Source organism: uncultured Sphingomonas sp. (genome assembly GCF_964021865.1).
GTDB lineage: Bacteria > Pseudomonadota > Alphaproteobacteria > Sphingomonadales > Sphingomonadaceae > Sphingomonas.
The window spans coordinates 1-12,562 of record NZ_CAXIAM010000031.1; the positions used below are offsets into that span (position 1 = coordinate 1).

Annotated in this window: 14 protein-coding genes; 12 read left to right on the plus strand and 2 right to left on the minus strand. The window is 68.5% G+C overall.

Annotated features, from left to right (window positions below; all coding sequences use genetic code 11):
- Window positions 1–177 precede the first annotated feature (177 nt).
- The 6 genes from AADI75_RS09705 to AADI75_RS09730 all read left to right on the plus strand — a co-directional run bounded on the left by AADI75_RS09705 (window position 178) and on the right by AADI75_RS09730 (window position 5,417).
- Window positions 178–402 (plus strand): DUF1272 domain-containing protein, encoded by a 225-nt coding sequence (locus tag AADI75_RS09705; RefSeq protein ID WP_341208830.1) that lies wholly within the window; start codon window positions 178–180, stop codon window positions 400–402.
- Window positions 399–1,226 carry a bifunctional hydroxymethylpyrimidine kinase/phosphomethylpyrimidine kinase gene (gene thiD / locus AADI75_RS09710; RefSeq protein WP_341208831.1) on the plus strand — a complete coding sequence of 276 codons (828 nt, stop codon included), beginning with the start codon at window positions 399–401 and terminating at the stop codon, window positions 1,224–1,226. The genes AADI75_RS09705 and thiD overlap by 4 nt, the downstream gene beginning before the upstream one ends.
- Complete coding sequence (locus AADI75_RS09715) at window positions 1,214–1,822, plus strand: ribonuclease HII (protein WP_341208832.1); 609 nt, start codon at window positions 1,214–1,216, stop codon at window positions 1,820–1,822. The genes thiD and AADI75_RS09715 overlap by 13 nt, the downstream gene beginning before the upstream one ends.
- A gap of 184 nt (window positions 1,823–2,006) precedes the next feature.
- Window positions 2,007–3,140: a site-specific DNA-methyltransferase gene (locus AADI75_RS09720; RefSeq protein ID WP_341208833.1), complete on the plus strand. Its 1,134-nt coding sequence runs from the start codon at window positions 2,007–2,009 to the stop codon at window positions 3,138–3,140.
- A 285-nt stretch (window positions 3,141–3,425) separates the two neighbouring features.
- Window positions 3,426–4,478, plus strand: a complete 1,053-nt coding sequence (gene folP, locus AADI75_RS09725; RefSeq protein ID WP_341208862.1) for a dihydropteroate synthase — start codon at window positions 3,426–3,428, stop codon at window positions 4,476–4,478.
- A 51-nt stretch (window positions 4,479–4,529) separates the two neighbouring features.
- On the plus strand, window positions 4,530–5,417 hold the full coding sequence (locus AADI75_RS09730) for a bestrophin family ion channel (protein ID WP_341208834.1): 888 nt from the start codon (window positions 4,530–4,532) through the stop codon (window positions 5,415–5,417).
- A gap of 155 nt (window positions 5,418–5,572) precedes the next feature.
- Here the strand turns inward: AADI75_RS09730 and AADI75_RS09735 are convergent, their stop codons facing one another.
- Together AADI75_RS09735 and AADI75_RS09740 are read right to left on the minus strand one after the other, a co-directional pair.
- Window positions 5,573–6,343, minus strand: a complete 771-nt coding sequence (locus AADI75_RS09735; protein ID WP_341208835.1) for an SDR family oxidoreductase — start codon at window positions 6,341–6,343, stop codon at window positions 5,573–5,575.
- Between the two features lie 19 nt (window positions 6,344–6,362).
- Window positions 6,363–7,772, minus strand: coding sequence for a sigma-54 dependent transcriptional regulator (locus AADI75_RS09740; RefSeq protein ID WP_341208836.1), 1,410 nt, complete (start codon window positions 7,770–7,772; stop codon window positions 6,363–6,365).
- A 154-nt stretch (window positions 7,773–7,926) separates the two neighbouring features.
- Between AADI75_RS09740 and AADI75_RS09745 the strand changes: the two genes are divergently transcribed.
- From AADI75_RS09745 to AADI75_RS09770, 6 genes are all read left to right on the plus strand, one after another.
- A complete protein-coding gene (locus AADI75_RS09745) occupies window positions 7,927–8,049 on the plus strand; it encodes an aa3-type cytochrome c oxidase subunit IV (RefSeq protein ID WP_081668495.1) in 123 nt (40 codons plus the stop codon).
- Between the two features lie 7 nt (window positions 8,050–8,056).
- A complete protein-coding gene (locus AADI75_RS09750; RefSeq protein WP_341208837.1) occupies window positions 8,057–9,178 on the plus strand; it encodes an NAD(P) transhydrogenase subunit alpha in 1,122 nt (373 codons plus the stop codon).
- Window positions 9,175–9,651 carry a hypothetical protein gene (locus AADI75_RS09755; RefSeq protein ID WP_341208838.1) on the plus strand — a complete coding sequence of 159 codons (477 nt, stop codon included), beginning with the start codon at window positions 9,175–9,177 and terminating at the stop codon, window positions 9,649–9,651. Before AADI75_RS09750 ends, AADI75_RS09755 begins: the two co-directional genes overlap by 4 nt.
- 15 nt (window positions 9,652–9,666) lie before the next feature.
- Window positions 9,667–9,960 (plus strand): NAD(P) transhydrogenase subunit alpha, encoded by a 294-nt coding sequence (locus AADI75_RS09760; protein WP_341208839.1) that lies wholly within the window; start codon window positions 9,667–9,669, stop codon window positions 9,958–9,960.
- A 174-nt stretch (window positions 9,961–10,134) separates the two neighbouring features.
- On the plus strand, window positions 10,135–11,625 hold the full coding sequence (locus tag AADI75_RS09765; protein WP_341208840.1) for an NAD(P)(+) transhydrogenase (Re/Si-specific) subunit beta: 1,491 nt from the start codon (window positions 10,135–10,137) through the stop codon (window positions 11,623–11,625).
- A gap of 3 nt (window positions 11,626–11,628) precedes the next feature.
- On the plus strand, window positions 11,629–12,549 hold the full coding sequence (locus AADI75_RS09770) for a winged helix DNA-binding protein (RefSeq protein WP_341208841.1): 921 nt from the start codon (window positions 11,629–11,631) through the stop codon (window positions 12,547–12,549).
- The last annotated feature ends 13 nt before the right edge of the window (window positions 12,550–12,562 follow it).

Here is a 12,562-nt window from a genome sequence, read left to right on the forward strand (position 1 = left end):
GGGCTGACCGAAGGGTCGAACGCCAACCCCGGGCAATTCGTGATCGAGCGCGCGTTCGTCGACTGACCGCCCACCCGTCATTGCGAGCGGAGCGAAGCAATCCAGAGCCCAGCGCGTGACGCCCTGGATTGCTTCGCTGCGCTCGCAAAGACGAAAGCGCCGCGCTAAACGCCCGCCATGCTCGACATGCGACCCGATTGCGAACGCTGCGGCGTGGACCTGCCCGCCGACGAGGGCGGCGCGTTCATCTGCTCGATGGAATGTACCTTCTGCGCCGAATGCGCCGACGCGCTCGATGAAACCTGCCCCAATTGCGACGGCGAATTGCTCGACCGCCCGGCGCGGGTCGGCAAGACGCTGAAGAAATACCCTGCCACGACCGAGCGGCATCACCGCGCATGACGATCGCTCGCGTCCTGATCGTCGCCGGCTCCGATTCCGGCGGCGGGGCGGGCATCCAGGCCGACATCAAGACCGTGACGATGCTCGGCGGCCACGCGATGACCGCCATCACCGCGGTCACCGCACAGAACACGCTCGGCGTTCAGGCGATGACCGCGCTCTCGCCCGAGATGGTGCGTCGGCAGATGACGAGCGTGGTCGAGGACCTCGGCGTCGACGCGGTCAAGATCGGGATGCTCGGTGGTGCGGCGATCGCTGCCGCGGTTGCGGACGAACTGGTGAGCGGATTGTACGCCGCACCGATCGTGCTCGATCCGGTGATGGTGGCGACCAGCGGCGCGCACCTCGCCGATCCGGCCACGGTCGTCGGCTTTGCACGGCTTGCGCGGATGAGCACGCTCGTCACTCCAAATCTGCCCGAGCTGGCGGCGCTGGTCGGGCGCGAGACGCTCGCACCCGAAGAGGTCGAGCCCGCCGCGCGCGACTATGCCGCGATGATCGGTGCGCCGGTGCTGGTGAAGGGTGGCCATGCCGCGGGCGACACCGTGGTCGACCGACTGATCGGCCACGCAGGTCTTATCGCCGAATGGGCGAATCCGCGCATCGACACGCGGCACAGCCACGGCACCGGCTGCACGCTGGCCAGTGCGATCGCCACGGGGCTGGCCGCCGGGCTGACGCTCGAACCCGCGATCGCGCGGGCGATCCGCTACGTGCGCGCTGCATTGCTCGCCGCGCCGGGGCTGGGCGAGGGACATGGGCCGATGGGCCATGCGCTCGGCGACGCGCCGTTCGACCTGTGGGATGGCGGATGCCTGGCCTGAAGCATGAACGCGCGTGCCTGCCGCCGGTGGCGGGGGTGGACGAAGCCGGGCGCGGGCCGCTCGCCGGGCCGGTGGTCGCCTGCGCGCTGGTGCTGCCCGCCAAGGGCGTGCCGCGCGGGATCGACGATTCGAAGAAGCTCTCCGCCGCCGAGCGCGCCCGGCTCTATGCGCGGCTCACCGACTGCGCGGCGCTGGGTGTCGGGATCGTCGAGCCCGCCGAGATCGACACGCTCAACATCTATTGGGCGACGATGAAGGCGATGACGCTCGCGGTCGACCGGTTGGCGGAAGTGCTGGGGTGTGTGCCGGGCCATGTGCTGGTCGACGGCAACCGGCTGCCGCGGTGGAGCTATGCCGCGACAGCGATCGTCTCGGGCGACGCGCACAGCCGCTCGATCGCTGCCGCCTCGATCGTCGCCAAGCACACCCGCGACCAGATCATGATCGCCGCCGCCGAGTCACATCCGCATTACGGATGGCACGCCAACAAGGGCTACGGCAGCGCGCAACACCTCGCCGCGTTGCGCGAACACGGGCCGTCGCCGCTCCACCGCCGCAGCTTCGCGCCGGTCGCGCAATGCATTTTGCCGTTCTGAGTCGTTTCGGCCACACCACCACCGCTTGAGTCTGTCGCCTCGTCGATGACTCAACATATAGAAGCGGACTCGTCTTGTTCCGCCTTGACAACGAGTGGAACGCAGACTCGCTTCGCCGCACGACCCTTGACGGACTCGCGCTTTCCCGCCCTTTTGGGGGTCGCAGACGGGGAGCAGGAATTCGATGGGGGTCATGGAAAAGGTCGTGCGTGGGCGGCGCGCCACCGCGGCGGAAACGCCGGCGGTGATGCCGCTTGACCAGATCCTGCGCGGCGATTGCATCGCGCAAATGAAGGCGCTGCCCGCGAAGTCGGTCGACATGATCTTCGCCGATCCGCCCTACAATCTCCAGCTCGGCGGCGAGCTATTCCGCCCCGACGGCAGCCATGTCGATGCGGTCACCGACGACTGGGACAAGTTCGACACCTTCGCGCAATATGACGCCTTCACCCGCGCGTGGCTGGCGGAGGCGCACCGCATTCTGAAGGATGACGGCACGATCTGGGTGATCGGCAGCTATCACAACATCTTCCGCGTCGGCGCGGCGGTGCAGGATCTCGGCTACTGGATCCTGAACGACATCGTGTGGCGAAAAGCCAATCCGATGCCGAACTTCCGCGGCACCCGCTTCACCAACGCGCATGAAACGCTGATCTGGGCGTCAAAGGGCGAGAAGGCAAAATACACCTTCAACTATCGCAGCATGAAGACGCTGAACGACGAGCTGCAGATGCGCTCGGACTGGGAATTTCCGATCTGCGGCGGTGGTGAGCGGCTGAAGAAGGACGGGGTAAAGGTCCATCCGACTCAGAAGCCCGAGGCGCTGCTGTATCGCATCCTGCTCGCCTGTACGAAGCCGGGCGACGTGGTGCTCGATCCGTTCTTCGGCACCGGCACGACCGGCGCGGTCGCCCGGCGGCTCGGACGCCGCTGGATCGGGATCGAACGCGAGGGCGATTATATCGCCGCCGCCGAGGAGCGGATCGCCGCCGCCTTGCCGCTCGACGAATCGGCATTGGCGACGATGCAGAGCCCCAAGTCGCAGCCGAAGGTGGCATTCGGGGTGCTGGTCGAGAACGGCTATCTCACGCCGGGCACGATGCTGGTCGATACCAAGCGCCGCTGGCAGGCGATGGTGCGCGCTGACGGATCGCTGTCGTCGCCGTGTGGCGCGAATGGATCGATCCACAAGGTCGGCTCGACGGTACAGGGCGCGCCGGCCTGTAACGGCTGGACGTTCTGGCATTACGAGGCCGAAGGTGCGCTCAAGCCGATTGACGTGCTGCGCCAGACGTATTTGCTTGCGACGCAGCCGTAGGATCCCGTCGCCCCTGCGCAGGCAGGGGCCCATGTCTGTCTCGTCGATCGTTCCGGGCGGACACACGGCCGACGCTCATGTGTCATCGTCTCTCAACGACGAAACAGTGATGGGCCCCTGCCTGCGCAGGGGCGACGGCGCGGGGAATTAAGCCACTCCCTTTCAGGGAGGGGTTGGGGTGGGTCGAGGCTTGGTGGTACGACTCCCGCGCGCGATTGATCACCGTATCGCGAGCACGCACCCACCCCCGACCCCTCCCTTGAAAGGGAGGGGGGAGTCACGATGATGCACCTTCGCCCCGTTCACTTCACCAACGCGCCCTTCGCCTACCCCGGCGGCCATGTCGCGCGGCTGGCGGGCGGGTTGCAGTGGTTTGCGGCCTATGAGGTGATCGAGCCCGCCGCCCGCCGCATCGTGCCGGTCGCGGACATTGCGCACCTCGGCGATCGCGCCACGACGCTCCACGCGCGGATCACCGCGCCGCGCCCGCCCTGGGTGCTCGGCGAGCGTACGTTGCGCTTCGACCAGCCGCACATCGCCGCGATCCTCAACGTGACGCCCGACAGCTTTTCCGACGGTGGCGCACATGTCGACGATCCCGCCGGCGCGGCCTCGGCGGGAATGGCGATGGCCGCGGCGGGCGCGGCGGTGATCGACGTGGGCGGCGAATCGACCCGCCCCGGCGCGGCGCTGGTCTGGGAAGAGGATGAGGCGCGCCGCGTCGCGCCGGTGATCGAGCGGCTGGCGCGCGGCGGCGCGCTCGTCTCGATCGATACCCGCAAGGCGGCGGTGATCGAGGCGGCGCTGGGGGCCGGTGCGGCGATCGTCAACGACGTCTCCGCGCTGCTGTGGGACGAGCGCGCCCTAGAGATCGTCGCCCGCAGCGGCGCGCCGGTCATACTGATGCACTCCCCCGACCCGAAGGCCGGTGGGCATGGTCGCCCGACGTACCGCGACGTGGTGATCGAGGTATTCGACTGGCTGGAGGCGCGCATCGACGCCGTGGTCGCTGCGGGGGTAGATCGGGGGCGGATCATGGTCGACCCGGGGATCGGCTTCGGCAAGTCGCTTGTCGACAATCTCGCGTTGCTCAACGGTCTGGCGCTGTTCCACGGGCTCGGCTGCCCGATCATGCTCGGCGCGAGCCGCAAGCGGTTGATCGGCGCGCTCGACAACGAAGCGCCCGTCGCATCGCGGCTCGGCGGCTCGGTCGCGTTGGCGCTCGCGGGGGCGCAGGCGGGGGTGCAGTTGCTGCGCGTGCACGACGTCTCGGAAACCATGCAGGCATTGCGCGTCTGGCGGGGGTTGCGCGACCGCGCGCTATCGACGATGTCATGACGGCAATGAAATGAAACGGGCACGGATCGTTTTGATGTGCGTTAGCGCGGCATGATCGTCACTGCCGTACCCCGCCTTACCCAGATCGTTCGCGAGGTCTGGAAGCCGCTCGTGATCCTGTTCGTCTGGGACGTGATCGTCACGATCACTTATTATATCCTGCCGTTCCACGCGCCCGAGCTGCCGCTGACGCTGTTCGGCTCGGCGCTGGCGCTGTTTCTCGGCTTTCGCAGCAATTCCGCCTATCAACGCTGGTGGGAAGGAAGGTCGCTGTGGGGGCTGATGATCAACGCCAGCCGCAACCTGGCGCGTGCCGCGCGCAACTTCCTGCCCGATCCCGAGGCGCGCGACATGAAGCGCACGATCGTGCTGCGCCAAATCGCCTATGTGAACGCGCTGCGCTGCCAATTGCGCAAGCAGAAGGTCGATGACGAGGTGCTGCGCTTTTTGTCGCGTGGCGAGGCGGACTTCGCGCTTTCGCGCACCAACACCGCCAACGGCATCGTCGACGGCACCGGCCGCCGCATCAACGAGGCGCGCGAGAAGGGCTGGATCGACACGATCCAGCAGACCTCGATGGAAAGCGTGCTGATCGACATCGCCAATGCGCAGGGCGGCATGGAGCGGCTGAAGAACACGCCGCTGCCCAATCAATATCGATTCTTCCCGACGATCTTCACGCACCTGTTCTGCATCCTGCTGCCGATCGGGCTGGTCGAGACGCTGGGCTTCGCGACCCCGCTCGGCTCGACGGTGGCGGGGCTCATGTTCCTGGCGGTGCTGGCAATCGGCGACGATCTGGTCGATCCGTTTGCGAACACCGTTCACGATCTGCCGCTCAGCGCGATGTGCCGGACGATCGAGATCGACCTGCTCCAGTCGATCGGCGACGAAGCGCCAGAGCCGATGGTGCCCGACAAGACCGGTGTGCTGTGGTGAGGGCGGGTCGATGATCGCGACGGAGGACGATCTACACCGTTCATGCTGAGCGTGTCGCAGCATTAGCCCCCGCGCACGGCACACCTACAGTCGGGCCCTGTGAGGGTGCTCCCTTGTCGTCATCGCTTCGCTGCGTTCGTAATGACGAAGTGGGGTCAGAGCGTATAGCCGCCGTCGCTGACCAGCACCGCGCCAGTGACCAACGCCGCCGCGTCGGACAGCAGGAACCCGACCTGCGCCGCCACCTCCTCCGGCTTCGCATAACGCCCTAGCGGCGTCGCCAGCGCGGCCAGCTCCGCGAACGCCGCGTCGCGGCCGATCGCGGCGGCGCGGTCGGCGAATATCGGCACCGTGTCCCAGACCGGCGTCTCGACCCCGGCCGGCGCGATCGCGTTGACGCGCAGCCCTTGCGCCGCGCCTTCCTTGGCGGCGACCTTGACGAGCTGGATCAGCCCAGCCTTTGAGGCGCCGTAAGCGGCGACGCCCGGCTCGGCCTTGATCCCCGCGGCCGATGCGATCGCGACGATCGCGCCGGCGCGCCCCTCCATCGCCCGCATCGCGGCGCGCAGCGTCAGAAACGCGCCGTCGAGATTGACCGACAGGATGCGCCGCCACTCCGTGAATGACAGCGCAGCGATCGCACCGGCGCCCGCGACCCCGGCGTTGACCACCGCGCCGTCGATCCCGGTCAGCACCGCCGCCGCTTCGTCCCACAACGCCTCGTCCGCGACGTCGCCGGGCAGCAGGTCGAGCGTGCAGCCGAGATCGATGCGCGCCAGCGCCGCGGCATCGCGGTCGGCGAGCACCAGCCGTGCAGCGCCGCCCGCCGCCAGATGCTGCGCGCAGGCGAGGCCGATCCCGGAGGCGGCGCCGGTGACGAGGTACGCGCGTCCGGCAAAAGAATAAGCGGCATCGGGCAAGGTCATGCCCGCGACCGTGCCGCCGTCAGGCCGCGGTGTCGATCCCCAGTTCGTTGAGCTTGCGGTACAGCGTCGACCGGCCGATCCCCAGCCGCCGCGCGACCTCGGTCATGCGGCCGCGATAATGCGCGATCGCCAGCCGGATGATGTCCGATTCGATTTCCTCGAGCGGGCGCATGTGGCCGTCGGCACCGAACAGCGCCACGCCCGGCATCTCGCCGCGGGCCCGTGGGGCAGGGCGGCTGCCCAGCGCCGCGATCTGCGGAAAGTCGGCGCGGGTCAGCGTGTCGCCCTCGCACAGCACCGCCGCACGGAACAGCGCGTTCTGCAGCTGGCGGACGTTGCCCGGCCAGTCGTAGAGCATTAGCAAGGTCAGCGCGTCGTCGGTGATGTTCAGGTGGCGCAGACCCGGCTGGCGCGCGATCCGCTCGAGCAGATGGCGGGCGAGCGCCGGAATGTCGCTGGCACGCTCGCGCAGTGGCGGGATCGGCACGGTCACGGCGTTCAGCCGGAAGAGAAGGTCCTCGCGGAATCGCCCCGCCGCCACTTCGTCAGTCAACTTCTTGTTGGTGGCCGCGATCACGCGCACGTCGACCGCCTGCGCGTGCCGCGCCCCCAGCGGCACTACCTCGCCGCTCTGGAGCACGCGCATCAGCAACGCCTGCGCGTCCAGCGGCAGGCAATCGACCTCGTCGAGGAACAGGGTGCCGCCATGCGCGGCGACGAAGCGGCCCTGCCGCCGCTCGAATGCGCCGGCGAACGCACCCGGCTCGTGCCCGAACAATTCGCTGGCGATCGTATTGGCCGGCACCGAGCTGCAATTGACCGTGACGCGCTCCAACGCGTTGCGCGGCGACGCGGCGTGGATCGCCTCCGCGACCACTTCCTTGCCGACCCCGCTCTCGCCCTCGATCAGCACCGCGACGCGCGCGCGGGCCGCCTTCGCCGCGATCGACAGCGCGGCGCGGAAGTCGGGCGCGGTGCCGACGATCTCGTCGAAGCCGAGCATCGCCGGGATCTTCTCGGTCAACGGACGCAGCTCGCCTCCCGCCGTGGCGCCGACCGCCGCCTCCAGCGCGTGGAGCAGCCGTTCGGGGGCGAGCGGCTTGCTGAGATAATCGGTCGCCCCGGCGCGCATCGCCTCGACGGCGCTGGCGACCGAGGCGTGCGCGGTCAGCAGCAGGATCGGCAGTTGCGGGCGATAGGCGCGCAGTTGCGCGATCACCGGCGCCGGCTCGACATCGGCTTCGGCATGGTGGAGCAGGATCGCGTCGAGCTGCATCCCGTCTTCGGTGGCCAGCGTCGCCAGCGCACTCCCGGCGTCCTCGGCCATGATCGTTCGCCAGCCGCCACGCGCCGCGATCGTCGCCACGACGCGCCGCTGCGCGGCTTCGGCGTCGATCAGCATCAGCAGACGTTGTCCGTTGCGCGTCATGTTGTGGCCAGGCCCCATGTTTCGTCCGATGCTGCCCTAGCGCCCTTGAGTAAAGGGGGGCTTAAACCGAACTGTCATGCGGCCATCACCATATTGCCTGTTGCTGATTGCTTAACTACGGTCACGGCAACCGTTCAAGGGGAAGAGGATCATCATGGCCGAACCTGCCGATCTGAAGGCACATGAGGCAACGTATACGAGCATGATCGGCATGCTCAAATATGGCGCAGTCGCCTGTTTCCTGCTCGCGTTCCTCGTCATCTGGCTCATCTCGTAGTCGCGCGGTGAAGATCGCGGTCGTTCGGGAACAGGCAGCCGGCGAACGCCGCGTCGCCGCCACGCCGGAAACGGTGAAGAAGTTCGCCGCTTTGGGCGCGACGCTGGCGGTCGAGGACGGTGCGGGGGCGACGGCGTCCTTCGCCGATGCCGATTACGCCGCCGCCGGTGCCACGATCGGCAATCGCGCCGCGACGCTGGCGGGGGCCGACATCGTGCTAGGCGTGCAGGGGCCGGACCCTGCATCGCTGGCCGGAGTCGCACCGGGTGCGTGGGTCGTCGCGGGGCTGAACCCGTTCGGGGAGCGCGCGCGGGTCGACGCCTATGCCGCCGCCGGGCTGGAGGCATTGGCGATGGAGTTCATGCCGCGGATCACGCGTGCGCAGTCGATGGACATCCTGTCGTCGCAATCGAATCTCGCCGGCTACAAGGCGGTGCTCGACGCCGCCGCCGAATATGGCCGCGCCTTTCCGATGATGATGACCGCGGCGGGCACGGTCAGCGCGGCGCGCGTGTTCGTCATGGGCGTCGGCGTCGCCGGGTTGCAGGCGATCGCCACCGCGCGGCGGCTGGGCGCGCAGGTGTCCGCCACCGACGTGCGCTCCGCTACGAAGGAGCAGATCCAGTCGCTCGGCGCCAAGCCGATCTTCGTCGAGAATGTCGCCGGGATCGAGGGTGAGGGCTCGGGCGGCTATGCCGGCGAGATGTCGCCCGAATATCAGGCGGCGCAGGCCGAGCTGGTGTCCTCGCACATCGCCAAGCAGGATATCGTCATCACCACCGCGCTGATCCCCGGCCGTCCCGCGCCGCGGCTGGTCAGCGATGCGCAGCTCGCGTCGATGCGCCCGGGCTCGGTCGTGGTCGATCTCGCGGTCGAGCAGGGCGGCAACGTCGAGGGCGCCGTCGCGGGCGAGGTGGTCGAGCGGCACGGCGTCAGGATCGTCGGGCACCGCAACGTCGCGGGGCGGTTGCCCGCCGACGCCTCGGCGCTGTTCTCGCGCAACCTCTACAATTTCCTCTCGACCTTCTGGGACAAGGAGCAGGGGCGTCCGGTCCTTGATGAGGAGATTGGCGACGCGATCCGGCTGACGAAGGACGGGAAGGTCGTGAACGCGCGGCTGCTGTCGTGAGGCGGCGTTGGGGGGCGCTGGCCGGATTGCTGCTGGCGACTGCCGCCGCCGCGCAATCGCCCGACAAAGCCGATCGCCGCACCTTCTACGATCTCGTTGATCGCTACCAGGCGTTCGTCGTGCCGCATTGCGACCCGGCGACGATCGACGCCTATCGCACGCAGAACGCCGCACGCGACGCCGCCTTCGTCCAGTCGTTGCAGGGCACGAAGCTGGCGAGCGTCTACGCACGCGCGGTGGCGGATCGCCAGAGGCACGATCGCAAGACCGTCTACGATTGCCAGCCGACCGCCACGCCGCGTCCCGCGCCGACCGGCCGGACGGCGGCGCAACGCCGTCGCGCCGAACGCGAGGCCGCACGGCTCGTCGCCGCCGAGGCGAAGCGCGACCGCACCGAGATCTTTACCGAGGGCGATCGGATTTTCGCCGAGATGGTGGCATTGCGCGACCGAACGGCCGCGGCGCGGCGCTGAACGAAAGGGGCCAGCATGGACTTCATCGCGATCCTGTCGATCTTCGTGCTGGCGTGCTTCGTCGGCTATTACGTCGTCTGGTCGGTCACGCCCGCGCTGCACACGCCCTTGATGGCGGTGACCAACGCGATCTCCAGCGTCATCATCGTCGGCGCGCTGATCGCCAGCGCGGCCGCGGGCAGCGTCGGCGGCAAATGGCTGGGCCTGCTGGCGGTGGTGCTGGCGAGCATCAACATCTTCGGCGGCTTTGCGGTCACGCAGCGAATGCTGGCGATGTACAAGAAGAAGGAGCGCCCGGCGGTGAAGTGACCGTCGTCGAAGAGCCACCGTCGCCCCTGCGAAGGCAGGGGCCCATGACTGTAGAGTGGAAGAAGAACGGCTGACACAATCACGACGCGCATGTGTCGAAGCCACCGCGCAGGACGAAACAGACATAGGCCCCTGCCTGCGCAGGGGCGACGCAATCGGGGGGAGCAGAGCCTAGTGCAACACGCCGTCAATCCATGGGTCGCCCTTGCGTACCTCGTCGCGGGCGTGTGCTTCATCCTCGCGCTGCGCGGGCTGTCGAGCCCGACCACCAGCCAGCGCGGCAACCGCTTCGGCATGATCGGCATGGGCATCGCGGTGCTGACGACGCTCATCACGCATGTCCCGACGATCACCGTGCTCGTCGAGGGTGCCGATTATGCGGCGTTGTTGTCAGCGGTCGACACCGTCGCAGTGTTCGAGATCGTCGCCGCGATCGCGCTCGGCGCGGCGATCGGTCTCACCACCGCGCGGCGGATCGCGATGACCGCGATGCCGCAGCTCGTCGCCGCCTTCCACAGCCTCGTCGGTCTCGCCGCGGTGCTGGTCGCCGCCGCCGCGTATCTGAACCCGGTCGCGTTCGGCATTGCGCTGCCGGTGCTCACCCCGGGCGGCGCGGTCGCGCTCATCAATCCGGTCAGCCGGATCGAGATGGGGCTGGGCGTCGCGATCGGCGCGATCACCTTCTCAGGCTCGGTGATCGCGTTCCTCAAGCTCAACGGCAACATGGGCGGCGCGCCGATCCTGCTGCCGGGGCGTCACGTCATCAATCTCGGCGTGCTCGCCGCGATCGTCGCGCTGGTGGCGTATTTCACGCTCGACCAGAGCCCGTGGGTGTTCTGGACGATCACGATCCTGTCGTTCGCGATCGGCTTCCTGCTGATCGTCCCGATCGGCGGCGCGGATATGCCGGTCGTGGTGTCGATGCTCAACAGCTATTCGGGCTGGGCCGCGGCGGCGATGGGCTTCACGCTCCACAACAGCGCGATGATCATCACCGGCGCACTGGTCGGCTCGTCGGGCGCGATCCTCAGCTACATCATGTGCCGGGCGATGAACCGCAGCTTCATCAGCGTGATCGCGGGGGGATTTGGCGCGGAAGCATCGGCCGGCGGCGCAAGCGCGGCCAAAACGGATCGACCGTGGAAGCGCGGTTCGGCCGAGGATGCCGCCTTCCTGATGAGCCAGGCGGAGCAGGTCATCATCGTCCCCGGCTACGGCATGGCGGTCGCACAAGCACAGCACGTGCTGCGTGAGATGGCCGACAAGCTGAAGGCGGAGGGCGTCCGCGTCAAATATGCGATCCACCCGGTCGCCGGGCGAATGCCGGGGCATATGAACGTGTTGCTGGCCGAGGCGAACGTTCCCTATGACGAGGTGTTCGAGCTGGAGGACATCAACTCCGAATTCGCGCAGACCGATGTCGCGTTCGTGATCGGTGCGAACGACGTCACCAACCCGGCGGCGAAGACCGATAAATCCTCGCCGATCTACGGGATGCCGGTGCTCGACGTTGAAAAGGCCAAAACGGTGCTGTTCGTGAAACGTTCGATGGGCGGGGTCGGCTATGCCGGCGTCGACAACGACGTTTTCTACAGGGACAACACCATGATGCTGCTGGCCGACGCGAAGAAGATGGTCGAGGAAATCGTCAAGGCGCTGGACTGAGCCGTGGCGACCCCGTTTGGTTTTGCCGGCGCGCGGACGACGCCGTTCGCGCTCGTGACGATGGATGCGGCCGGCGGCGCCGCCGCGCAGGAGGCGATCGCGCTGATCGGCGGTGAGCTGGGCACGTCGATCGCCTTGCAGGAGGCGGCGACGGTGCTCGCCACGCTGCCCGAGCCGGCACCGGTATTGGTGCTCGATCTCGACGGTGCACCCGACGAGGTGGCGCACGACGTCGTCGCGGTCGCCGGGATGCTGGCGCAGGCGCGCGCGTGGCGCTGCGTCGTCGCGATGAGCGTGGCGCAGATCGATCTCGTGATCGCCGCGCTCGGCGATGCGGCGGACGAGGTGCAATTGCTCTGCGCGCCCAGTCCGGCCGAGTGGATCGGCGCGCTGGCGATCGCGGCCGCGAGCGGGCCCGGTGCGGTTCGCGCCGCCGACGAGGAGCGCGAGCGGCTGGCGCGGCTCAGCGCCGAGGTCGCGCGCATCGCCGACATGCTGACGCGCTTCACCGAGCGCGAGGGCAGCGACCGTGCCGAGGACCGGCGCCGCCGCTTCGCGCCCGCGCCCGCCACCGCGGACATCACCGCGGGCACGGTGCGCGACGTGCTGCGCGCGCGGCGTCTGCGTGACCGGTTCTTCGGCGAAGGGCTGTTCGAGGATCCTGCATGGGACATGCTGCTCGATCTGTTCGCGGCGCAACTGGAGAGCGCGCGCGTTTCGGTTTCCAGCCTGTGCATCGCCGCCGCCGTCGCACCGACCACCGCGCTGCGCTGGATCGGGAAGCTCACGGCCGCGCGCCTGCTCGATCGCGCACCCGATCCCGAGGATCGCCGTCGCGCGTTCGTTGCGCTGACCGACGAGGCGCGCGACGCGATGCACCGCTATGTCGCGGCGCTGGCGGAGGCGCGGCTGCCGTTCGTGTAAGGGGAGAGCCGCC